This window comes from Pseudomonas sp. MIS38 (assembly GCF_019891575.1).
Lineage (GTDB): Bacteria > Pseudomonadota > Gammaproteobacteria > Pseudomonadales > Pseudomonadaceae > Aquipseudomonas > Aquipseudomonas putida_A.
In genome coordinates, this window is record NZ_JAFLXF010000008.1 from 185,988 (window position 1) to 209,039 (window position 23,052).

Sequence of the window (23,052 nt, forward strand, 5' to 3'; positions counted from 1 at the left end):
GGTTGAACGCATTCCAAATGTGGGAGCGGGCTTGCTCGCGAAGGGGCCGGATCAGGCACTACAAATCCTTCCCCTCATCGAAACCATCGATGCGCCTCAACTCATCAGGAGTTTCCATGACCACTCAAATCCCTGAACCGGATCTGAACTACCTGCAAAAAGTCCTGCTGGAAATGCTCGCCATTCCCAGCCCTACCGGGTTCACCGACACCATCGTGCGCTACGTCGCCGAGCGTCTGGAAGAACTTGGCATCCCTTTCGAAATGACCCGTCGCGGCACCATTCGCGCCACCCTCAAGGGCAAGAAAAACAGCCCCGACCGCGCCGTCTCCGCGCACCTGGATACCATCGGCGCCGCAGTGCGTGCAGTGAAAGACAACGGTCGTCTGACCCTGGCCCCGGTCGGTTGCTGGTCGAGCCGGTTTGCCGAGGGCAGCCGGGTCAGCCTGTTCACCGACAATGGCGTGATTCGCGGCAGCGTGTTGCCGCTGATGGCCTCCGGGCACGCGTTTAACACTGCCGTAGACGAGATGCCGATCAGCTGGGATCACGTCGAGCTGCGTCTGGATGCCTACTGCGCGACCAAGGCCGATTGCGACTCGCTGGGCATCAGCGTCGGCGACGTGGTGGCGTTCGACCCGCTGCCGGAGTTCACCGACAGCGGTCACATCAGCGCCCGTCACCTCGACGACAAGGCCGGGGTTGCGGCATTGCTCGCTGCGCTCAAAGCCATCGTCGAGAGCGGTCAGGAGTTGATGATCGACTGTCACCCACTGTTCACCATCACTGAAGAAACCGGTAGCGGTGCGGCGGCGGCATTGCCATGGGACGTCAGCGAATTCGTCGGCATCGACATCGCGCCGGTCGCGCCCGGCCAGCACTCCAGCGAACACGCGGTGAGCGTGGCGATGCAGGACTCCGGTGGCCCTTACGACTATCACCTGTCGCGGCATTTGCTGCGTCTGGCCGGTGAAAACGAACTGCCGGTACGGCGCGACCTGTTCCGCTATTACTTCAGCGACGCGCATTCGGCGGTGACTGCCGGGCACGATATCCGCACCGCCCTGCTCGCCTTTGGCTGCGACGCGACCCATGGTTATGAACGTACGCACATCGACAGTCTGGCGGCGCTCAGTCGTTTGCTCGGGGCGTACATTCTGAGTCCGCCGGTATTCGCCAGTGATGCGGCGCCGGCCAATGCTTCGCTGGATCGCTTCAGTCACCAGATCGAACATGAGACACAGATGGAGAGCGATACGCGAGTGCCGTCGGTGGACAGTCTGGTGGGGCAGCGCTCCGACAGTTGAATCCTTGTTATCTGAACTATGGCTATCGCGAGCAGGCTCACTCCTACAGTTGGAACGCATTTCCTTGTAGGAGTGAGCCTGCTCGCGATGAGGCCGGTACAAACCACACAAAACTGGCAGCCAGCCACCAATCGCCGTAGCATCCCGCCATTGATTTAGCCGAGGTGCCCATGCTGATTCCCTACGACGCTCTTGAAGTCGACACCCTCACCCGCCTGATCGAGGACTTCGTCACCCGCGACGGCACCGACAACGGTGATGACACACCGCTGGAAACCCGCGTGCTGCGCGTGCGCCAGGCGCTGACCAAAGGCCAGGCGCTGATTGTTTTCGACCCGGAAAGCGAGCAATGCCAGTTGATGCTCAAACACGATGTGCCCAAGCACCTGTTCGACTGAGACCTCAGCGAACCTTTTCGGTGATCTGTTTGCGCTGGATCCGCTCGTAGACTTCAGAGCGGTGCACATTGACCTTCTGCGGCGCCTCGACACCAAAGCGCACGCTGGAACCGTTGACTGACAGTACGCGCACGGAAATGTCGTCACCGATGGAAATCAACTCGCCCACAACACGGCTGAGTACAAGCATGGAGTTCGTCCTTCAGGGTTAGCCAGCCCTGAAGATGCGCGGTGGGCACGCGCTCCACAATGGGTCGCGAGCAATTCAGTCTTGCCCTACACCCTGAGTCGCTGCGCCCTTCAGACGTTTCCTGCAAAAGGCAAAACAGTCTCGCCTCAAGCCGCGGAAAATCGCGGCCCGAACAGAATCACGCTCGCGCCGATCACGCACAGCGCCACGCCGATCCAGTCCGAACCCAAAGGGCGAACGCGCTCGACCACCGCCAGCCAGCCGATCGACGCGACGATGTAGATCCCGCCATAGGCGGCATAGGCGCGCCCGGCATAAGCCGCTTCGACGCGGGTCAACAACAGCGCGAACAGGGTCAGGCTGAGCAGCGCCGGGATCACCCACAAGGCACTTTTGCCCTGACGCAGCCACATGAAAAAGGCGAAACAACCGGCGATTTCAAACAGCGCCGCGAGGAAGAACCACAGGTAATTGAGCATTGATGCGTCTCGACAGGGTGACCATTGCGGCCACCCTAACGACGCAACATCCTCGGGGCAAGTTCAGCCGTTGGTTTGTCTGGCCTTGGCGCGCATTTTATCGGCCATGGTGGTCATTTCGTTGTAGATCAGTTGCGGGTTCTTCTGTTTGATCGCCCAGGCCATGCGCCCCTGCTCGTGCGGCAGGATCATGAATTCGCCGGCAGCCACTTGCTGGTAGATATAGTCTGCAATGTCGGCGGCCGTGATCGGCGAACTTTCCAGCAACTTGCCGACCTGGGCTTTCATGGCCGGGGTCGGACCACGGAACGAGTCGAGCAAGTTGGTCTGGAAGAACGACGGGCAGACCACATGCACGCTGACTTCCTGCTGCGCCAGTTCGATCAGTAAACTTTCCGACAGCGCTACTACACCGGCCTTGGCCACGTTGTAGTTGCTCATCGCCGGGCCCTGCATCAGTGCAGCCATCGAAGCGATGTTGATGATCTTGCCTCTGCTCTGCTCCAGCAGCGGCAGGAACGCCTTGCAGCCCTTGACCACCCCCATCAGGTTGATCGCGATCTGCCAGTCCCAATCCTCCAGCGACAGTTCGCTGAAGAATCCGCCGGACGCCACACCGGCGTTGTTGACGATGACATCGATACCGCCGAGCTTCACTTCGCAAGCCTGGGCAAACGCGGTGAGCTGGCTGTAGTCACGCACATCGCAACGTTGGGTGAAACCGTCACCACCGGCCTCGCGCACCAGCTTCAGGGTTTCCTGCAGGCCAGCTTCGCTGACGTCGGACAACGCCAGCTGCCAGCCTTCACGCGCCCAGCGCAGCGCGATTTCGCGACCCAAACCTGAGCCCGCACCCGTGATCATCATGCGATTTTGCATAGCAGACAGCCTTGTTGTTCCGTAGGAGATGCACGGAGTGTAGCGAAGGAACACTGGCCACCCACGCTCCATCAGATTGCTGAATACAGGATCAAAAGATCGCAGCCTTCGGCAGCGCCTACATGGATTCGGGCAAGAGTTGGCAAGTGAAACGAGGCGGCGTTTTTTTTGCTGCAAAGGAAATAAGCGAGTAATCCAAATACGTTAAAAAAACATTGAATTTTCTTTCATCCGCACCGGTCGGAATTTGTAAGCCGTCTGGAATTAGTTAGCCTCCAGTCGCCCTTGAACACCAAGTCTTCTCGAACGCTATAAACAAGGAAATCGACATGGGCACAATTCTTATCATTATCCTGATCCTGTTGCTGATCGGTGGTCTGCCGGTCTTCCCGCACTCCAGAAGTTGGGGTTATGGTCCTTCGGGCATTATCGGCGTGGTGTTGGTGGTGCTGTTGGTCTTGCTGTTACTTGGCAGGATATAAAACCCCAAGACAAAAAAAAGAGGCCCTCAGGGGCCTCTTTTTTATGCAGCAGTTTTATCAGTCCGGCTTGCCGTTGATCACACCGGCGGTGTTGTCCATCAGGCTCTTGGTCGCCGTTTGCAAGAACGCTTCCAGCTTGAGCTTCAGTTCGGCGGTACGCGGTGCGTCCGGAATGATCTCGGCAGAAGGGTTCGCGCCCAGTTGGTACTGGTAGATCTTCGGCGCCATTTCCTTCTCTTTCGGCAGCACCAGGATCTGGTCGGCGGTGACGATGGCGGTGGTCTGCTCGCTGCCCGACGGCTTGATCACACCGAAACCGGTGTCGCCGGCCGGCAGGTTGAGCAGGTCGCGGCCCCAGCACTGGTGACGCACTTCGCCACCCAGACGGCCCATGATGGTCGGCACGATGTCGATCTGCGTACCCACGGTGTGGTCACGGGTGCCGAATTTTTCCTGAATGCCCGGGGCGATCATCAGCATCGGCACGTTGAAGCGGCCCAGGTCCATTTCGGTGATCTGGCGTTCGTTGCCGAAACCGTGGTCGCCGACGATGACGAACAGGGTTTCCTTGAAGTACGGCTCTTTACGCGCCTTCTCGAAGAACTGACCCAGCGCCCAGTCGGCGTAACGCATGGCGGTCAGGTGTTCGTTGAGGCTACCGCGATCGGTCACGCGCTCGACCGGCAATGGCGTCGGCAAGGCGTACGGCGTGTGGTTGGACAGGGTTTGCAGCAGCGCGTAGAACGGCTTGCCGTTTTCCCGTGCCTTCAGCTCCTGCAGACCACGGTCGAACATGTCCTGGTCGGACACGCCCCAGGTCGGATCGGAGAACACCGGATTGACGAAGTCGTTACGGCCAACGAAGTTGGTCATGCCCTGGTTACTGAAGAAGCCCGACTGGTTGTCCCAGGCGAAGTCGCCGTTGTAGACATACACGTCGTCATACTTGCGCGCGCTGAGCAGCTGCGGCAGACCGGACAGCTTGTGGCTGCCTTCCGGGGTCTGCATCAGGTATTCGAAACCTGGCAGGTTCGGGAAGCACGCCATGGTCGCAAACATGCCCTGGTGGGTATGGGTGCCGTTGGAGAAGAAACGGTCGAACAGCAGGCCTTCCTTCGACAGTTTGTCGAGGTATGGCGTGATGTTGCCCGGCGCGCCCAGGGCGCCGACCGAGTGACCGGCCATGCTTTCCATCAGGATCACGACTACGTTCTTGATCGGCAGGGTCTTGTCGGCCGGCGGCGTGTAGTCACGACGCACGGCAGCGATGTCGGCATCGACCAGTTTGTCGTCCGGCATCACCAGCATCTCGCGCACCACTTTCTGCGCCTGTTCCTGCGGCAGCGTGGCTTTCCAGATGTTATTGCGATCCTCGCCCATGCGGTCCTTGGCGGCGGCGATCAGCGACAGCGTACCGTTGAGGCCGAGCTGGTTGGCGAAGTTCGATTCGGTAGTGTACACGTCACCCCAACGCAGCGGCGGGCCCTGACGCAGGGTGCCACGTGCGGCTACGACGCAGATCAGCAGGCAGACCACGAACACTGCCAGGCGGGTGTACCACGGCGCCACCTGACGGGTGCCGACGTTGCCACCGCTGAACGGGCCGCGTGGACGGGTCGCACGGTCGGCGCCCTTGAAGGCCAGGGTCAGGATCACGGTGCCGATGACCCACGCCAGCAGGTAACGCACTACCGGGAAACCGTACCAGAGCATGCTCATCACGGTTTTCGGGTCTTCCTTCACGTACTGGAACACCAGGCCGTTGAGGCGCTGGTGGAACTCGCGGTAGAAGTCCATTTCCATCAGGCCGAGGAACAGCGCGATGCTCGACGCCACGGTCAGCCACAGACGGAAGAAGCCACGCGCAGCCATCGCCCGCGCACTGAACAGTGCCAGCAGCAGCGGAACGCAGACGTAGACCACCAGGCGCAGGTCGAAACGCAGGCCGTTGGCGAAGGCTTCGAGGAAGGTCGAAGCCGGGGTATCGAGGATCATCTCGCGGTTGTAGACCAGCAGCGCGAGGCGCAGCACGGAAAACATCACCATCATGACCAGGGCACACAGCAGCGTGTAGGCCAGATGCGATTTGACGGTCGGTTGCAGCAGGCGAGTGGAAGATCGCTGCTGATTCAGGGCGTCCGGGTTTGCCATGTCGTTTTAGGACCCATTGGAAGTTGAAGTTGCAAAATACAGCGGCGCCATGCCCTCTTTTGGCCATTCCAGGCCCCGGGGCGTGCGCGGTGCGCAAATGTTGCACGATCAACGGCAGCATTGCCATTGATTACTGCCCCATTGCCCGACTCTTTCATACAAGCATTCGGACGGGGGACAAACCGAGTTGCGCGGGCGAATTGTCTGGAACACTTTGTGAAAATTTCGTCCAACGCATATCTGGAAACACAATATAACGACAAAACAAAACGCCCCGATTCGGTCGGGGCGTTTTGCTGTCAGCGCGAAGAATTACTTCTCGGCGCGTTCTTTCAGGGCTTTCAGCGTATTGAACGGCGCATCGACCACGAACTTGTTGGCGATCATGCTCGGCACGCTGCCGCCGGGCTCAGTGTGCACCTGATAGGTCACTTCGACTTGATCACCTTTGGGTACGAACTTCCAGAACCCTTTGACCTGAGCGACACGGACAAAGCCTTTCTCTTCGGGAAGGTACTTCGGCACGCCTTCGAGGTTGCGGGTCAGGCTGCCATCGGCGCCCTCAACGGTGGTGATGTGCAACACCGAATCACGCGGGGTCACTGGCCACGGCGTATTGAATTGGGTATAGGTCCAGCTCTGATCGCCCTCGTGCTTGAGCAGTTTCTGGGTTTTGCATTCGTGAATCCAGGCGCAGGCTCCGGCCACGTCTTCCTGCAAGGCACGCAGTTTGGCAACGGTGGTCTTCATCAGGGCAACACCCTGATAGGACTTGTAATCGGAACCCGGCACTTCGGCCAGCGAGACCTTGATCCCGTCCTGTTCCTTGGCGACCTTCCAGTCTTCGGCCTGAGCCATCGAAGTAGCCAGCACAGCGGTCAAACCACACAACACAGCGATACGATGCAGCGAACCCATAGTCTTATTCCTTATTGTTGAAGTTCCGTTCGTTTGACACATCACGCCGCCGTCATCTGCTCCCACCAGCCGATCAGTTTGATCGCTTCCTCGGAGCTGCTGCCACAGACTTCGACATCGGCGGCAAATCCTGAACAGACCGCCGGACGCTCCGGCTGACCGAAAATGCTGCACAGGTTTTCGACCGAGAGTTGCACGCAACGTTCGCCGGCAGGTTTGCCGTTGGGCATGCCCGGAATGGCAGAGCTGATGGAAGGGGCAATGCAGCAAGCGCCACAGCCTTCACGGCATTTCATGACGAGCAAGTCCTCGCGACGGGCAATGTGTTAAAGAGACACGGACAGAGTAACCGCTAAAACGGTTGTTTCAAATTCCCTGGACCGGGGTTTTTACCGATAACTGAATGTGACTGACCAGTCTCCGACAAAGCGTCTGGTTCGCGGGTCACGGCTCGATTGAATTTATTGCTTGAACTCGAAATCCAGCGCAGCGCCTTCAATATCGCGGCGCTCTTCGTTGCGCAGTTGCAACTGCATTTCGTTGCTGAGCAGGCGGCCGTTGAGCTGGAAGCCGCTGTTCTTCTCGCCGAACATCTGCGGCAGGATCGCCTCGTGTTTGGGCATCGACACAGTACCGGCAGGTTTGAGTTGCTGAACCATGTCTTTGGGCAGGCTCAGGTCCAGTTTGGCCGGCGGCAGTCTGGTTTTAGCCACCTCACTGGCCGATTTCGACTTGGAAGCGACCGGGGGACGCTTCTTCACCGGGGCGGCTTTCTTCTGTGAGGCTTTCTTAGCCGGTGCTTTTTTATCCGCAACGGCTTTTTTGCTCGCGGCCGATTTGCTTGCCGGGGTGGACGTTGCGGGCTTTTCCTGAACGGCAGCTGCCATGACACCGGGCGCATGGCCCATCGTCAACACACCAAGCAAAATCCAGACAGCAGGCAAAATCGCTTTCATGAGCCCCACAACACTAACGGCAGAGGGCCATATGCTCGCCTGTTGAGTGTCACAAGACAAGCACGGTGCGCCACTCGTTCAGAAACCGCCTGCGGTTTCCTGACACAGTTGAGTCGCCAGCAAACCGAGGGTCATCAGCGCCCTTTCCGCCTCGCGATTCCACGGCGTGCCGCAATTCAGGCGGATGCAGTGGTTGAACTGCTCGGTATTACTGAAGATCAGCCCCGGCGCAATACTGATGCCCTGCTGCAAGGCGCGGACATGCAATTCCTGGGTATTGACCCTGCCCGGCAGACTCACCCAAAGGATGAAACCGCCCGTGGGCCGGGTCATTTGCGTACCCTCGGGGAAGTACTGCTGCACCGCCAGCTGGAACGCGCTGAGGTTTTTCCGGTATTCCTGGCGGATGTACCGTAAATGCCGGTCATAACCGCCATTTTCCAGATAAGCGGCAATCGCCATTTGCGTGACGCTGCACGCCGAATGCGTGGTGAAGGTCTGCAGACGCTGGATTTCCTGCTGATACTTGCCGGCGATCATCCAGCCGACGCGCACGCCCGGCGACAACGTCTTGGAAAAGCTCGAGCAGTAGATCACCCGATCCAGTCGATCGTAGGCCTTGAGGGCTTTGGTGCGCCCCTGTTCGAACATCAACTCGCCATAGATGTCGTCTTCGACGATCTGGATATCGAAGTCCGAAGCCAGACGCAGCAGTTGTTTCTGCCGCTCTTCCGGCATGGTGCCGCCCAGTGGATTGCTCAGCCGGGTGGTCAGAACCAGCGCCTTGATTGACCATTGGTTCGCCGCCAGTTGCAAGGCTTCCAGGCTCATGCCGGTTGCCGGATCGCTGGGGATCTCGATCACTTTCAGGCCCAGCAGGTCGGCCAGTTGCAGCAGACCGTAATAGGTTGGCGATTCGGCGGCGATCAGGTCGCCCGGACGAGTCAGCACCCGCAGCGACATCTGCAGCGCATCGACACACCCGTGGGTGATCACCACTTCTGAAGGATCGACGACGACCCCGGCATCGCGCATGCGGATCGCCACTTGCCGACGCAGCGGTTCGAAACCCGGGCTGAACATGTAACTGAACGCGCGCGGACTATGGAAACGGGTGACCTTGGCCAGTTGTTGATGCAGCGCGCGCACCGGGAGGTAATCGACACTCGGCACCGCAGCGCCCAACGGGAACACCCCTTCGCGCCGCGATTCGACCAACACTTGCTGAATGATGCTGGCGCGGGTGACCAGTCCTGGCCGCTCGACCCGGGCGATGTCCGGGGTCGGCGCTGTCAGTGCCGGGGTCTGGTGCACGTAGTAACCGGACTGCGGCCGTGCACGGATCAGGCCCTGATCTTCGAGGTTGGCGTAAGCCTGCAACACCGTTGCATGGCTGACATTGAGCTGCGAACTCATCTTGCGCACCGACGGCACGCGTTCTCCGGGCTGATAGACACCGCGCCGGATGTCTTCCGCCAGCTGTTGAGCAATACGTTGGTAGAGCAAGAGGTTGGTCATGACGCAGCACTCGATTTCACGGGCATTTTATTCTTGTGTGAAACAATACCGGAACAGTTTAGAAGTGTACTGGGACAGTTGCCACCATAGTCGACCGTACAGTGCAGTGTCAGCTACAACTGTACGGATTTGCGTGCTATTCGACAGACGTAAAAAAGCCCGGCGCTGCATGACAGGCCGGGCTTTCCAGAGACGCAGCCCTCAGCGGGCGGCGCCGAGCTGGCCTTTTTCGTCGGAGAACACAATTTCCACCCGACGGTTCTGTGCTCGCCCACGCTCGGAAGCGTTGACGTCCACCGGGTATTCGTCGCCGTAACCTTCGACCTGAATCCGCTTGTCCTCGATACCCAGGTCCATCAGCACATCGGCCACCGCCTGCGCACGATCACGCGACAGCTTGAGGTTTTCCTGCTTGCCGCCGGTGCTGTCGGTGTAGCCCTCGATGCGCACCACGCGTTTCGGGTTGAGCTGCAGAAACTGCACGATCTTCAGCACTACACGGTTGGCCGAGTTCTTCAGCTCCGCTTCGCCGGTGTCGAACAGCACGTCGCCCAAGGTCATGACCAGGCCGCGATCGGTTTGCGTGGTGGCCAGCGCAACGATCTGCTCCTCGAGCCACTTGCCCTGCTGCTGCACGCTCAGCAGTTTGGACTCGCGCAGGGCCAGTTGCAGGCGTTGACGCTCCAGCTCAAGCTTCGCCGCACGCTCTTCGTTGAGCACCAGATTGGTGTGTTCGCGGGCGATTTCGCTGTAACGCTGACTCAGGTAGGCGTAATGCGCGACATCCCAGCCGCTGCCCCAATAGGTCGACAGGCGATCGGCACGGGCCAGCGATTCACCGGCGCGGATCACGTCCTTGGGCGCGATACGCAGCACATTGGAATCTTCCTTGACCTTCTGGAAGTCGCTGCTGGCCTGCTGCAAGGCGGCTTCGCTGTGTTGACCGGCGCAACCGTAGAGGCTTGCACAACCGGCCAGAATCAACCCGCCGAGGGCTTTGGACTTGAGGCTCATTGGGCATCTCCCAGTTGCTTGCGCAGACGGATGATGCGGGTGTTGAGCACGTTCAGTTGCTCTTCGCTCTTTTGCGTCAACACCTTGGCTTCTGCCAGACGTGCGTCCAGCTCGGCCTGTTCGGCGCGCATGCGGGCGTTCTTGAAAGACTCGTCGGTCATGTTGCCCTTGGCCCGGTTGAACTTGTCTTCGGCCAGTTTCATTTCCGGCAGTTCATCGGCGGTCGCACCCACAGCCTTGGCCTGGGTGATGGCCTGCTCGGTCAGGCGCATTTGCTCATTGGGCGCAGGATCGTTGGCGCAGCCGGCCAGGGCCAGAACGGCCATGGCCGCGAAAAGAGGTCGAATACTCACTAAGAATCCCTACTGTTTTGGGGCACTGACAGGTGGCTGCGGCTGTTGCTGCTGAGCCTTCCAGCGCTCGATGTTGCGTTGCAGCGCGGCTTCGGTCAGTCCGGACGCGGGCAATTCTGTCATCTTTTTAGCGAGCTGTCCGCGCAACCACGGATCGTTGCAGGCCGAGTTGTGCGAAACCGCGAGGAACAGTCCCGGTCGGTCGATCGGTTGCTCGAAGGCCAGCAGATCATTGGCCATGCCCAATGCCTGCGCGGCGGCCATGCCCGAGTAGCGCCCGGCGAGTACGTATTCGACTTCACCCAGCAGAAGTTTCTGAAAGGCTTGAGTGATGTTTGCCGTCCGGGTCAGGGTCAGATTCTGCTCGGCGAAAGTGCCGAATGCCTGGGTCATTCGAGACTTTTCCGACAGCCCGCCGGTGTGCCCGTGCAGATCCCTGGCTTCGCTGTAGACCAGCGTTGAACCCTTGCGCGTCCACACCAGATAGTCGTTTTCCAGCAACGGCGGATAGATGTAGTCGAGGTTTTCCAGCTCGTTGAACATCAGCGGCGTGTCGGCCAGCATGTCCATGCGCCCGCTGCGTACTTCATCAAGGGCCTGCGCGCGTTTGCCGGCGTAGAGCAGCTCGACCTTGATCCCCAGATCCTTGGCCACTTGCTGCAACAGGTCGGCACTGGCGCCGATCAAGTGCTTGGGATTCTGCGGGTCCTGCCACAGGTACGGCGGCGCATCCGGGCTGCCGGTGACGACAAGGCGCTCGCATTTGCCGGCGGCCGCAGCCATCCCCGGTAACAGGATCAATCCCAATAACAACCCGCGGCGCAGATCCATGGCAAAACACTCCCACGCAAATTCGAGACAAAAAAAAGCCCGACCATAAGGCCGGGCTCTTTATAAGTGAAGCTGCCGGATTAGACCAGCTTCTCCAGCTCAGGTACCGCTTCGAACAGATCCGCCACCAGACCGTAATCGGCCACCTGGAAGATCGGCGCTTCTTCGTCCTTGTTGATCGCAACGATCACTTTGGAGTCTTTCATGCCGGCCAGGTGCTGGATCGCGCCGGAGATACCGACGGCGATGTACAGCTGTGGCGCAACGATCTTGCCGGTCTGACCGACCTGCATGTCGTTCGGGACGAAACCTGCGTCGACTGCGGCGCGCGAAGCACCGACGGCGGCGCCCAGCTTGTCGGCCAGGGCGTACAGGTGTTTGAAGTTGTCACCGTTCTGCATGCCGCGGCCGCCGGAAACGACGATCTTGGCAGCGGTCAGCTCTGGACGATCGGACTTGGCCAGTTCTTCGCTGACGAAGCTGGAAGTGCCGGCGTCGTGCGCAGCCGCTACGGCTTCAACAGCCGCCGAACCACCTTCAGCGGCAACCGGGTCGAAACCGGTGGCACGCACGGTGATCACTTTGATCGCAGCGGTCGATTGCACGGTAGCGATAGCGTTACCGGCGTAGATCGGACGCTTGAAAGTATCAGCGCTTTCTACCGAGATGATCTCGGAGATCTGGTCAACGTCCAGTGCAGCGGCAACGCGCGGCAGGATGTTTTTGCCGTTGGACGTGGCGGCAGCCAGGATGTGGCTGTAGCCCTTGCCCAGCTCTGCAACCAGCGGCGCAACGTTTTCCGGCAACTGATGCGCGTAAGCGGCATTGTCAGCGTTGAGGACTTTGCTTACGCCAGCGATTTTCGCAGCGGCTTCGGCCACGGCGCCAGCGCCTTGACCTGCAACCAGCACGTGGATGTCGCCGCCGATTTTGGCAGCAGCAGCCACGGTGTTCAGTGTGGCCGGGGCCAGCACTTTGTTGTCGTGTTCAGCGATTACCAAGATAGTCATTTTTAGATTACCTTCGCTTCGTTTTTCAGTTTCTCGACCAGTTCAGCCACCGACTTGACCTTGATGCCTGCGCTGCGTGCAGCCGGCGCTTCGACTTTCAGGGTCTTGTTGGTGGAGGCGGTGGAAACGCCCAAAGCATCCGGAGTCAGCACTTCGAGAGGCTTCTTCTTGGCTTTCATGATGTTTGGCAGGGACGCATAACGCGGCTCGTTCAAACGCAGGTCGGTGGTGACGATCGCTGGCAGTTTCAGCGAAACGGTCTGCGCGCCGCCGTCGATTTCGCGGGTCACGGCAACGCTGTCGCCGGAGACTTCGACTTTCGAGGCGAAAGTGCCCTGACCGTAGCCGCTCAGTGCAGCGAGCATCTGGCCGGTCTGGTTGTTGTCGCTGTCGATCGCCTGTTTGCCCAGGATCACCAGCTGAGGCTGTTCCTTGTCGACCACAGCCTTGAGCAGCTTGGCCACGGCCAGCGAAGTCAGGTCTTCAGCGGATTCGACGAGGATGGCGCGGTCGGCACCCAGAGCCAGTGCGGTACGCAGCTGTTCCTGAGCGGTGGTCGGGCCGATGGAGACGACGACGATCTCAGTCGCAACACCTTTCTCTTTCAGGCGTACGGCTTCTTCCACTGCGATTTCGCAGAACGGGTTCATCGACATCTTGACGTTGGCGAGGTCTACGCCGGAATTGTCCGCCTTGACGCGGACCTTGACGTTGTAATCCACAACGCGTTTGACAGCTACAAGAACCTTCATGGATTCCTCGTTACTCTCCGGTGAAAAGAAAGTCGCCTAGGCGAACCTGGCGGTTGATGCTCATCGGGCACAAGGGCACCTCTAAAAACGCCGGCTAGTGGCGATGACCGTTCGTCAGTGGTGACCAACAAGTCATTGAATCGCACGGTGTGTAAACTGCGCGCCGGACTTGCGCTGCGCATCACCTTGTACTGCCTGTGCCCTGTCTTTAGAGGTGCTCTTGAAACCGCCAGTCTGCCTACGGCGAGCGCAAAACCGCCCGTATCTTGACCGGAACGCCTATTCCGGTCAATACGGCAAAATGGCCGTTCATAAGCCGCGCTTCTTTGATTTCTCTGGGCTGGAGCCGATTCAAACAAACGTTTGTATTGGACGCTCGGAGTGGTGTAGATATAATGCGCCGCCTAGAGAGAAAGGTGGTTTGCCCATTATTACCCTTGACGTTAACGTAAAGGCAATAACGGATGCGACAGCGAACCTCCAAATTAGAAAAAAAACTGTTGAGCCTTGAGTAGGAGATAGCCTGTGGAACGCGAATACATGGAATTCGACGTGGTCATCGTCGGTGCCGGCCCCGCTGGCCTGTCCGCCGCCTGCCGTCTGAAGCAGAAGGCCGCCGAAGCCGGTAAGGAAATCAGCGTCTGCGTGGTCGAAAAAGGCTCCGAAGTCGGCGCACACATCCTTTCCGGTGCCGTGTTCGAACCACGCGCTCTGAACGAACTGTTCCCGGACTGGAAAGAACTCGGCGCCCCGCTGAACACCCCGGTCACCCGCGATGACATTTTCGTGCTGAAAAACGCCGAAAGCGCGCAGAAAATTCCTGACTTCTTTGTGCCCAAGACCATGCACAACGAAGGCAACTACATTATTTCCCTCGGCAACCTGTGCCGCTGGCTGGCCCAGCAGGCCGAGAACCTCGGCGTGGAAATCTACCCGGGCTTCGCCGCTCAGGAAGCGCTGATCGACGAAAACGGCATCGTGCGCGGGATCATCACCGGTGATCTGGGCGTCGACCGCGAAGGCAACCCGAAAGAAGGCCTGTACACCCCGGGCATGGAACTGCGTGGCAAGTACACGCTGTTCGCCGAGGGCTGCCGTGGCCACATCGGCAAGCAACTGATCAAGCGTTACAACCTCGACAGCGATGCCGACGCCCAGCACTATGGCATCGGCCTGAAGGAAATCTGGGAAATCGACCCGGCCAAACACCAGCCAGGCCTGGTGGTGCACACCGCCGGTTGGCCGCTGGACATCATGGGCACCGAAAACACCGGCGGCTCGTTCCTCTATCACCTGGAAAACAACCAGGTAGTGGTCGGTCTGATCGTTGATCTGTCTTACAGCAACACTTACCTGTCGCCGTTCGACGAGTTCCAGCGCCTCAAGCATCACCCGGTGCTGGCCCAGTACCTGGAAGGCGGCAAGCGCGTCAGCTACGGCGCCCGTGCGATCTGCAAAGGTGGCCTGAACTCGCTGCCGAAAATGGTCTTCAAGGGCGGCGCGCTGATCGGTTGCGACCTCGGCACCCTGAACTTCGCCAAGATCAAAGGCAGCCACACCGCGATGAAGTCCGGCATGCTCGCCGCTGAATCGGTGGCCGACGCCCTGTTCGCCGAAAAGGATGGCACCGAAGAGCTGACCACTTACGTTGACGCGTTCAAGAAGAGCTGGCTCTACGACGAACTGTTCGCCAGCCGCAACTTCGGCCCGGCGATCCACAAGTTCGGCGCGATCGTCGGCGGTGGTTTCAACTGGCTGGACCAGAACATCTTCGGCGGCAAACTGCCGTTCACCCTGCATGACACCAAGCCGGACTACGCTTGCCTGAAACTGGCGGCCGACTGCAAGAAGATCGACTATCCAAAGCCGGACGGCAAACTCAGCTTCGACAAACTGAGCTCGGTGTTCATCTCCGGTACCAACCACGAAGAAGAACAGCCGTGCCACCTGAAGCTGACCGACCCGAGCATCCCGATCAGCAAGAACCTGCCGCTGTACGACGAACCGGCGCAGCGCTACTGCCCGGCCGGCGTCTACGAAGTGATCACCAAGGAAGACGGCGAAAAACGCTTCCAGATCAACGCCCAGAACTGCGTGCACTGCAAGACCTGTGACATCAAGGACCCTTCGCAGAACATCACCTGGGTCACGCCGGAAGGCGCTGGCGGCCCGACTTACCCGAACATGTAAGCCGTATCGCTGAACAACGAGGCTCCCGAAATGGGGGCCTTTTTGTTGCCCAGGTTTTCTGTTTCACCACAAAACAACTGTGGGAGCGGGCTTGCTCGCGAATGCGGTGTGTCATTCAGCCCATTCATTGACTGATACACCGCATTCGCGAGCAAGCCCGCTCCCACAAGGGATCTTAATCGACTCAGGCAACGCGTTCGTCGCCAGGGCTACGCTCGAAGTAGCGCTTGTACTCGCGACTGAACTGCGACGTACTCTGATACCCCACCCGATGCGCCACCTGCGCCACGCCCAGCCCCTCGGCGACCAGCAAGGTCTGCGCCTTGAGCAGGCGCAAGCGCTTCAGATACTGCACCGGCGACAACAGCGTGCTGCGCTTGAAGTGCTCGTGGAAGGACGACACGCTCATGTTCGCGCAACTGGCCAGAGTCTCGACGTTCAGCGGCTCGGTGTAATGCGCATGCAGATGACTGATCGACGCCGCCACCCGGGCGAACTGTCCCTGCTGTTCGACCAGCGCGCGCAACACATCGGCCTGTGGCCCGCGCAGCGCGGTGAACAGCAATTCACGCACCCGCGCCGGCCCGAGAATCTGCCGCTCCAGCGGATCGTGCAGGCAGCGTAACAAGCGTTCGACGCAGCCGCGCATGTCATCGTCGAGCACCACCGAGGTCATCGACTCCGGCGTTTGCGCCGGAATGTGCCGCCCGGGCGCCAGCCCCATGGCCAGCACCAATTCACCGAGCAGCACCCGGTCGATCGCCACGGACACCCCCAACAACGGCGCATCCGGCAAGGCAAAGGTTTCGCACTCGAACGGCACCGGCAGCGCCTGAATCAGGTAGTGCCCGGCGCCATATTCCATGGTGCGCGGGCCGAGGAACGCCAGTTTGCTGCCCTGGGCGATGATCATCAGGCTCGGCTCATAAATGTGCGGGCCACGCGCCACGTCGCAACTGGCGCGCAACACCTGCACGCCGGGCAGCCCGGTCTGGCTGTAACCATCGCAAAGCGCCAGCGGCTCGATCAGCGAAACCAGCGTGGCATTGGCATCAAGGTAGCGGGTCAACTGCATCGTAGGGGTCTTCAAAAAAGTCACGGAAAAAGGCATGCAAGCATCATCGCAGATCCTTTTGCCAATGCGCTTGCCCAGACCTGCATGCCGGAGGATTAGGCATGAGACCCGGAGGAATCGTCATGGCCGCAGCGGCAGACGGCGCCCAAAATGCGCCACCTCACCTGTCACTGCTTCTGCGAGGTTTCTTATGTACACCGCTATCGGTTATGCCGCTCAATCGGCCACCACTCCCCTCGCCCCGATGAAATTCGAACGCCGCAGCCCACGCGCTGACGACGTGGCGATCGAGATCCTCTACTGCGGCGTCTGCCACTCCGACATCCACCAGGCGCGTAACGAATGGGGCATCGCGGTTTATCCGCTGATGCCCGGCCATGAGATCGTCGGCAAAGTCACCGCCGTCGGTGCGAACGTCACTCAACATAAAGTCGGCGATCTGGTCGGGGTCGGCTGCATGGTCGACTCTTGCCGCACCTGCGCTGCCTGCCAGCAGAACCTCGAGCAATACTGCCTCGAAGGCCCGACCATGACCTACGCCACCCCGGACCGGGTCGATGGCAGCAACACCATGGGCGGTTATTCGGACAGCATCGTGGTCAGCGAGCACTTCGTCGTGCGCATCCCGGAGAAACTCGACCTGGCCAGCGCCGCGCCGATCCTCTGTGCCGGCATCACCACCTACTCGCCGCTCAAGCACTATGGGGTCAAGGCCGGTGACAAGGTCGGGATTCTTGGCATGGGCGGCCTCGGCCACATGGGCATCAAGTTCGCCAAGGCCATGGGCGCGGAAGTCACGCTGTTCACCCGTTCGGCGAGCAAGGCCGAGGAAGGTCGTCGTCAGGGCGCCGATCATGTGATCGTCTCCACCGATGCCGAACAGATGGCTGCCGCTGCAGGCCGGTTCGACTTCCTGCTGGACACCATTCCGGTGCAGCACGACCTCAACCCGTACCTGCAAACCCTGCGCTTTGATGGCGTGCACATTCTGGTCGGCCTGATCGAGCCGATCGATCCGCCCGTGCACGCCGCCAACCTGGTGCTGGGCCGCCGCGTGCTGGCCGGTTCGCTGATCGGCGGCATCGCCGAGACCCAGGAAGTGCTGGATTTCTGCGCCGAGCACAACATCACCTGCGACATCGAAATGCTCGACATCCGCCAGATCAACGAGGCTTATGCGCGGATGATTGCCGGTGACGTGAAATATCGCTTCGTGATCGACATGGCGACGTTGAAGCTTTAAACCTTCAGACCGAGCTCTGCCGAGAGCCGGGCTGTGACCCCTTTGATCAGGGGGATCAGCTCGGCCATTTTTTCCAGCGGCATGTACGGCACGGTGCTGGCGATACTGATCGCCGCCACAATGCGCTTGCTCGCATCACGAATCGGCGCCGCTACGCAGCGGATCGACGGTTCGTTATCCTCCAGATCGAAGGCGTAGCCACCGGCCACGTACTCGGTCATGCGCTGTTCGAGCTGTTCCCACGACTGCTGCGGATGCTGCGGCCAGAACTGACTTTTCCCACCCGCCGGCAGGCTGATGTCGTACAGGCGCTGCCAATCCTGCGGTGCATCGTCGAGCATCAACGCCTTGCCGATCCCGGTGCGCGCCAGCGGCATCCGGTGGCCGACCCGCGAACGCATTTCCGGGCCGTTACGCCCCGGATTCTTCAGCAGGTACAGGACCTCATCGCCTTCACGAATCCCCAGGTGCACGGTGTCCCCGGTCAACGCCGACAACTCGTCCAGGTACGGCCCGGCCAGACTCACCAGCGGCAACTCTTCGCGCGCCTGAAACCCCAGCTCGATCAGCTTCGGCCCCAGCAGATAGCCGATTTGCGGCACCACGCGCAGATAGCGCTCGTCGACCAGGCAACTGGCCAGACGATGGGTGGTGCTGCGCGTGGTGCCGATCAGCCGGGCGATCTCTTTCAGATCGCGGGCGCCACTGGCCACCGCCTGCACCACACCCAGGCCGCGAAGCAGGGTCTGGGTGCCGGTGGGCGCGGCGTCCTTGGTTTTTTCCGGGGCGTCTTCCTGCATATCCAGCCTTTACCGTTGAGCGAGGGAACGGGCGGCATTATGGTCGCCCGACGCAGACGACTACAACTCGATACGCTCGACCTTGCCCACCAGCAGCACGTAGGACAATGCACCGATCAGCGCCAGCACCGCGATGTAGGAGATCGCCGGGGCGAACGAATCACCGCTGGCGAGGAAACCGATGACAATCGGCGTGGCAATCGCCGACAGGTTGCCGATGAAGTTGAACACCCCGCCGGTCAGCCCCAGCAACCGCGCCGGAGCGAGGGTCGAGACCAGCGACCAGGTGATCGAGGCCAGACCGTTGCCAAAAAACGCCAACGCCAGGAAGGCAATCACCAGCGGTGTCGATTCAACAAAATTGGCGCCGATGATCGAGGTTGAAATCAGCAGCCCGCCAATGATCGGCAACTTGCGCGCGAAGCCCACGCTGCAGCCACGCCGGATCAACAGGTCGGAAAAGAACCCCGAGCACAGCACGCCGACAAAGGCCGCGAGAAACGGCAGCGAGGCCAACAGCCCGGACTTGATGAAGTCCATGCCACGGTATTTCACCAGGTAGGTCGGGAACCACGTCAGGAAAAACCACAGCGTCGAGTTCAGGCAGAACTGACCGAGGTAGATGCCCCACAATTTGCGCTTAGTGAGGACGATACCGAGATCGGTCCAACTGAACGAGGCCTTGGCCGTCTGCGCTTGAATGTCTACGAGTCCGCCACCCTCGCGGATCAGGTCGATCTCCGCGTCGTTGGCGCCCTTGAAGTCTCGCGGTTCGCGATACACCGCGTACCAGATCGCTGCCCAGATGATGCCAGCCGCACCGGTCGCGACGAACACCATGTGCCAGCCGAACTCATGTTGCAGCCAGGCCAGCACCGGCGTCAGAAACGCCAGGCCGACAAACTGCCCGGAGGTGTAGAAACCAATCGCCGTGGCCCGCTCGCGCTCGGGAAACCAGGTGGTCACCACGCGGCTGTTGATCGGATAGGCCGGTGCTTCCAGCGCGCCGACCGCCATGCGCAGCACAAACAGCGCAATGAAACTCGCAGCGAAACCGAGCAGCACCGTGGCCAGCGACCACAACAGCAGCGCGACGCTATAGAGGATGCGCGGCGGCACCCGATCCACCAGCCAGCCGCCGGGAATCTGCATCGCGGCGTAGGTCCAGCCGAATGCGGAGAAAATCAGCCCGACGTGAACCGGGTCGATGCCCAGTTCACTGGTCAGCGCGGGCGCGGCAATCGACAGGTTGCTGCGGTCGAGGTAGTTGATGACCACGGTGATGAACAGCAACACCATGATGAAAAACCGCTTGCGGCTAGGCGTGACTAAAGACGCCTGCCCGGTGAGGGTTTGCGTTGGCATGGGGGGTGCCTCTTCTTATGATTATTTGAGGTCATTGACGCCATCTCCCATCCATGGAGATCAATTGTGGGAGGGGGCTTGCTCCCGAATGCGGAGTGTCAGTCGACATCTCTTTAGCTGACATGCCGCATTCGGGAGCAAGCCCCCTCCCACAAGGATTTGTGGTGAGTCAGAAGGCACTCACCACTCGGCAAAACTGCCATCGGCATGGCGCCAGATCGGGTTGCGCCAGCGGTGGCCGACCGCCGCACGTTCGATCACGTATTCCTCATTGATCTCGATGCCCAGCCCTGGCCCGTTCGGAATCTTCACGAAGCCCTGGTCGTAGTCGAACACTCGCGGATCCTTCACGTAGTCGAGCAGATCATTGCTCTCGTTGTAATGGATACCCAGACTCTGCTCCTGGATAAACGCGTTGTAACAAGCCGCGTCCAGTTGCAGGCACGCCGCCAGCGCAATCGGCCCCAGCGGACAATGCAGCGCCAGCGCCACGTCGTAGGCTTCGGCCATGTTGGCGATCTTGCGGGTCTCGGTGATACCGCCGGCATGCGAGGCATCCGGCTGGATGATGTCGACGTAGCCTTCGCTCAGCACCCGCTTGAAATCCCAGCGCGAGAACAGCCGCTCGCCAAGGGCGATCGGCGTGCTGGTCAACGGTGCCAGCTCTTTCAGCGCTTCGTAGTTTTCACTGAGCACCGGCTCTTCGATGAACATCAGTTTGTACGGGTCGAGCTCCTTCATCAGCACCTTGGCCATCGGCTTGTGTACCCGACCGTGGAAGTCGACGCCGATACCGACGTTCGGCCCGACGGCATCGCGCACGGCGGCAACGTTGGCCAGGGCCAGATCGACTTTCTCGAAGGAGTCGAGGAACTGCAGCTCTTCGGTGCCGTTCATTTTCACCGCAGTAAAACCCCGGCTCACCGCCTCTTTCGCGGCACGTGCGGTGTCGGCCGGACGATCGCCACCGATCCACGAATACACACGAATCTTGTCGCGCACCTGACCGCCGAGCAGATCACTGACCGACACACCGAGAGCCTTGCCCTTGATGTCCCAAAGCGCCTGATCGATACCGGCCAGCGCACTCATGTGGATCGCGCCACCACGGTAGAAGCCACCGCGATAGAGCACGGTCCAGATGTCCTCGATGTTGCGTGGGTCTTTGCCGATCAGGTAGTCGGACAATTCCTCAACGGCGGCGGCGACGGTGTGGGCGCGGCCTTCGACCACAGGCTCGCCCCAACCGGTCACGCCCTCATCGGTTTCGACCTTGAGGAAGCACCAGCGCGGCGGGACGATGAAGGTGGTGAGTTTGGTGATTTTCATCTGTTTGTCTCTCTTGTTAGATGCAGCGCACGCAGCGCCGGATAAATCTCAGCGAAGGGCCTTCCAGGCAGCCACGTAGGCCTTGGCATTGGCCGCCACTTGCTCAACCGTCATGCCTGGCTTGAACAGGCCGGAACCGAGGCCGAAACCTTTCACACCAGCGTCGATGAACGCTTGCATGTTGTCCGGGGTGATCCCGCCGACCGGCGCCAGCACCGTCCCGGAGGGCAACACCGCGAGCCACGCCTTGACCACCGCCGGGCTCATCTGCTCGGCCGGGAACAGCTTGAGAATGTCCGCGCCCTCCTCCAGCGCCGCGAACGCTTCGGTCGGCGTCGCTACTCCCGGCGACAGGTACAGCCCCGCCGCTTTCGCTGCGCGCAGCACCTTGGCGTCGCTGTGTGGCATCACGATCACCTGGCCGCCGGCCTCTTTCACCAGCTCGACCTGCTCCGGGGTCAACACCGTGCCGGCACCGATCAGGCAATCGGCGGGCAAGGTCTGACGCAGGATGCGGATACTTTCGTACGGCGACGGGGAATTGAGCGGTACTTCGATGACGCGAAATCCGGCGGCATACAGGACTTCTCCGACAGCAGCGGCTTCCTGCGGATGCAGGCCACGCAGGATTGCGATCAGACCGTTTTGTGCCAATGCTTGCTTGAGCATGTCAGGCCTCCAGTCAGGGTTAACGGGATAAGGAATCGAGCAGCCCGGCGGCCAGCGCCAGTTGCCACAGGCCACGCTCGGTGGCCTGCTCGGCCAGCGTGACGCGCGCGAAACCGCAGGCATCGAGGGCACGGCCGTAACGGGCGCAGAGTTGCGCGTTGCCGATGAGGATGATCGACGGCAGATGCGCACTATTGCGTCGGCGTCGCTGGGCTGCGGCAAGCGCCACCAGTTCATGGCCAATCATCAGGCCAGAGAGGTAATCCGCTTGCGCCGTCGGCGCCAGTTCACCGGTCAGCCCCAGGGTGCGGGCACTGAATAATGTGGAGAGCACGCCCAGTTCGCCGTCCGCCGACAGCGCCACTTGCACGCCACGGTCGAACGCCAACCCGTCGAACGCCGCACCCTGTTGCTGGGTACGCCCGAGAATACTGTGCTCACTGAGCACAGCGAACACTTCGCCGGTCATGAAGGTGTCGAAATGAGTGATGCGGCCCTCGACCACCTCCACCCACTTGGAGTGGCTACCCGGCAGACCGATCAACAGATCGCCGCCCGCCTCGGCCGGCAGATTCTGCAGTACGCCGAGGACCTGAGTTTCTTCGCCGCGCATCACATTGGGCAGACGCGAACGCTGGATCACCCCCGGCACGATATGTACCCGCGTGCCGCGCAGACTGACCAGTGTTTGTAAGGAATTTCCGAGATTGGCGACGTTCGCCGGCGTCTCGCAGTAGGCCGCTTCGCGCCAGCCCTGGGCGCTGCCGACCATCCCGCAGGCGATCACTGGCAGATCCGGCTGCGCCTCGAGCCAGTCGCCGCATGCCTCTTCGAAGGCCAGTTCAAAACCGTCGGCGCATTCATCACCGTGGATGACTCGCGGCGTCTTCGGTAACTGCATGATCCCGGACGACAGCGCACGCTGCTCCAGCACCACCCCGCCCGCCGCGAGTTTGTAAGCACGTAATGAGGTCGTCCCCCAGTCGAGCGCGATCAATTGCGCCTGCATCGCTTCACCTGTTTTGTTTTTGGCAGTGAGTGCGACGGACTATAGACCTTTCAAGCGCGAAATCTCAATATGTAATTTTACATCCCATATTTTGGGATTAAATCAGTCCATTTTGTCTAACGCTGAACGACGTC

24 protein-coding genes are annotated in these 23,052 nt (G+C 60.3%); 5 read left to right on the forward strand and 19 right to left on the reverse strand.

Features of this window, described 5'->3' with window-relative positions; genetic code table 11:
- Window positions 1-116: 116 nt before the first annotated feature.
- On the forward strand, window positions 117-1,307 hold the full coding sequence (locus J1G18_RS12035; RefSeq protein WP_027612398.1) for an osmoprotectant NAGGN system M42 family peptidase: 1,191 nt from the start codon (window positions 117-119) through the stop codon (window positions 1,305-1,307).
- Between the two features lie 170 nt (window positions 1,308-1,477).
- Window positions 1,478-1,705 (forward strand): YheU family protein, encoded by a 228-nt coding sequence (locus tag J1G18_RS12040; RefSeq protein ID WP_003192759.1) that lies wholly within the window; start codon window positions 1,478-1,480, stop codon window positions 1,703-1,705.
- A gap of 4 nt (window positions 1,706-1,709) precedes the next feature.
- On the opposite strand, the gene csrA is transcribed toward J1G18_RS12040, so the two are convergent.
- The 3 genes from csrA to J1G18_RS12055 form a co-directional block, all read right to left on the reverse strand.
- The gene (gene csrA / locus J1G18_RS12045) at window positions 1,710-1,895 is read right to left on the reverse strand and encodes a carbon storage regulator CsrA (RefSeq protein ID WP_223007747.1); all 186 of its coding nucleotides are present in this window, start codon (window positions 1,893-1,895) and stop codon (window positions 1,710-1,712) included.
- A 146-nt stretch (window positions 1,896-2,041) separates the two neighbouring features.
- Window positions 2,042-2,374 (reverse strand): YnfA family protein, encoded by a 333-nt coding sequence (locus J1G18_RS12050; protein ID WP_003226957.1) that lies wholly within the window; start codon window positions 2,372-2,374, stop codon window positions 2,042-2,044.
- Between the two features lie 63 nt (window positions 2,375-2,437).
- Window positions 2,438-3,253 (reverse strand): SDR family oxidoreductase, encoded by an 816-nt coding sequence (locus J1G18_RS12055; protein ID WP_223007748.1) that lies wholly within the window; start codon window positions 3,251-3,253, stop codon window positions 2,438-2,440.
- A 323-nt stretch (window positions 3,254-3,576) separates the two neighbouring features.
- Here J1G18_RS12055 and J1G18_RS12060 point away from each other — a divergent pair, with 323 nt between their 5' ends.
- A complete protein-coding gene (locus tag J1G18_RS12060) occupies window positions 3,577-3,735 on the forward strand; it encodes a DUF3309 family protein (protein ID WP_169432680.1) in 159 nt (52 codons plus the stop codon).
- A 57-nt stretch (window positions 3,736-3,792) separates the two neighbouring features.
- Here J1G18_RS12060 and J1G18_RS12065 read toward each other — a convergent pair whose 3' ends face one another.
- The 10 genes from J1G18_RS12065 to J1G18_RS12110 all read right to left on the reverse strand — a co-directional run bounded on the left by J1G18_RS12065 (window position 3,793) and on the right by J1G18_RS12110 (window position 13,238).
- Window positions 3,793-5,886: an LTA synthase family protein gene (locus tag J1G18_RS12065; RefSeq protein WP_098964992.1), complete on the reverse strand. Its 2,094-nt coding sequence runs from the start codon at window positions 5,884-5,886 to the stop codon at window positions 3,793-3,795.
- A gap of 312 nt (window positions 5,887-6,198) precedes the next feature.
- Window positions 6,199-6,804 carry an START domain-containing protein gene (locus J1G18_RS12070; protein ID WP_027612394.1) on the reverse strand — a complete coding sequence of 202 codons (606 nt, stop codon included), beginning with the start codon at window positions 6,802-6,804 and terminating at the stop codon, window positions 6,199-6,201.
- Between the two features lie 41 nt (window positions 6,805-6,845).
- Window positions 6,846-7,100: a YkgJ family cysteine cluster protein gene (locus J1G18_RS12075; protein ID WP_041069283.1), complete on the reverse strand. Its 255-nt coding sequence runs from the start codon at window positions 7,098-7,100 to the stop codon at window positions 6,846-6,848.
- A gap of 165 nt (window positions 7,101-7,265) precedes the next feature.
- A complete protein-coding gene (locus J1G18_RS12080; protein ID WP_098964993.1) occupies window positions 7,266-7,760 on the reverse strand; it encodes a translation initiation factor 2 in 495 nt (164 codons plus the stop codon).
- Between the two features lie 78 nt (window positions 7,761-7,838).
- A complete protein-coding gene (locus tag J1G18_RS12085; protein ID WP_003226969.1) occupies window positions 7,839-9,278 on the reverse strand; it encodes a PLP-dependent aminotransferase family protein in 1,440 nt (479 codons plus the stop codon).
- Between the two features lie 201 nt (window positions 9,279-9,479).
- Entirely contained in the window at window positions 9,480-10,292 is an 813-nt protein-coding gene (locus tag J1G18_RS12090) for an OmpA family protein (protein WP_098964994.1), read from the reverse strand.
- Window positions 10,289-10,645: a DUF4398 domain-containing protein gene (locus J1G18_RS12095; protein ID WP_047598756.1), complete on the reverse strand. Its 357-nt coding sequence runs from the start codon at window positions 10,643-10,645 to the stop codon at window positions 10,289-10,291. The genes J1G18_RS12090 and J1G18_RS12095 overlap by 4 nt, the downstream gene beginning before the upstream one ends.
- 9 nt (window positions 10,646-10,654) lie before the next feature.
- Window positions 10,655-11,476: a substrate-binding periplasmic protein gene (locus J1G18_RS12100; RefSeq protein ID WP_098964995.1), complete on the reverse strand. Its 822-nt coding sequence runs from the start codon at window positions 11,474-11,476 to the stop codon at window positions 10,655-10,657.
- Between the two features lie 80 nt (window positions 11,477-11,556).
- Window positions 11,557-12,486: an electron transfer flavoprotein subunit alpha/FixB family protein gene (locus J1G18_RS12105; RefSeq protein WP_007961977.1), complete on the reverse strand. Its 930-nt coding sequence runs from the start codon at window positions 12,484-12,486 to the stop codon at window positions 11,557-11,559.
- A 2-nt stretch (window positions 12,487-12,488) separates the two neighbouring features.
- The gene (locus tag J1G18_RS12110; RefSeq protein WP_007908338.1) at window positions 12,489-13,238 is read right to left on the reverse strand and encodes an electron transfer flavoprotein subunit beta/FixA family protein; all 750 of its coding nucleotides are present in this window, start codon (window positions 13,236-13,238) and stop codon (window positions 12,489-12,491) included.
- A 525-nt stretch (window positions 13,239-13,763) separates the two neighbouring features.
- Here J1G18_RS12110 and J1G18_RS12115 point away from each other — a divergent pair.
- Window positions 13,764-15,428 carry an electron transfer flavoprotein-ubiquinone oxidoreductase gene (locus tag J1G18_RS12115; protein ID WP_223007749.1) on the forward strand — a complete coding sequence of 555 codons (1,665 nt, stop codon included), beginning with the start codon at window positions 13,764-13,766 and terminating at the stop codon, window positions 15,426-15,428.
- Between the two features lie 184 nt (window positions 15,429-15,612).
- Here J1G18_RS12115 and J1G18_RS12120 read toward each other — a convergent pair whose 3' ends face one another.
- On the reverse strand, window positions 15,613-16,503 hold the full coding sequence (locus J1G18_RS12120; RefSeq protein ID WP_223007750.1) for an AraC family transcriptional regulator: 891 nt from the start codon (window positions 16,501-16,503) through the stop codon (window positions 15,613-15,615).
- 190 nt (window positions 16,504-16,693) lie between these two features.
- Between J1G18_RS12120 and J1G18_RS12125 the strand changes: the two genes are divergently transcribed.
- On the forward strand, window positions 16,694-17,746 hold the full coding sequence (locus J1G18_RS12125; RefSeq protein ID WP_027612386.1) for an NAD(P)-dependent alcohol dehydrogenase: 1,053 nt from the start codon (window positions 16,694-16,696) through the stop codon (window positions 17,744-17,746).
- On the opposite strand, the gene J1G18_RS12130 is transcribed toward J1G18_RS12125, so the two are convergent.
- From J1G18_RS12130 to J1G18_RS12150, 5 genes are all read right to left on the reverse strand, one after another.
- Entirely contained in the window at window positions 17,743-18,546 is an 804-nt protein-coding gene (locus J1G18_RS12130) for an IclR family transcriptional regulator (protein ID WP_096794901.1), read from the reverse strand. The two genes, J1G18_RS12125 and J1G18_RS12130, sit on opposite strands and share 4 nt — an antisense overlap.
- A gap of 60 nt (window positions 18,547-18,606) precedes the next feature.
- Window positions 18,607-19,911, reverse strand: a complete 1,305-nt coding sequence (locus J1G18_RS12135; RefSeq protein ID WP_223007751.1) for an MFS transporter — start codon at window positions 19,909-19,911, stop codon at window positions 18,607-18,609.
- A 180-nt stretch (window positions 19,912-20,091) separates the two neighbouring features.
- Window positions 20,092-21,240 carry a galactonate dehydratase gene (dgoD, locus tag J1G18_RS12140; protein WP_007961968.1) on the reverse strand — a complete coding sequence of 383 codons (1,149 nt, stop codon included), beginning with the start codon at window positions 21,238-21,240 and terminating at the stop codon, window positions 20,092-20,094.
- A gap of 48 nt (window positions 21,241-21,288) precedes the next feature.
- On the reverse strand, window positions 21,289-21,909 hold the full coding sequence (locus tag J1G18_RS12145) for a 2-dehydro-3-deoxy-6-phosphogalactonate aldolase (RefSeq protein ID WP_103369247.1): 621 nt from the start codon (window positions 21,907-21,909) through the stop codon (window positions 21,289-21,291).
- 19 nt (window positions 21,910-21,928) lie between these two features.
- Complete coding sequence (locus J1G18_RS12150) at window positions 21,929-22,918, reverse strand: 2-dehydro-3-deoxygalactonokinase (RefSeq protein WP_098964999.1); 990 nt, start codon at window positions 22,916-22,918, stop codon at window positions 21,929-21,931.
- Between the last annotated feature and the right edge of the window lie 134 nt (window positions 22,919-23,052).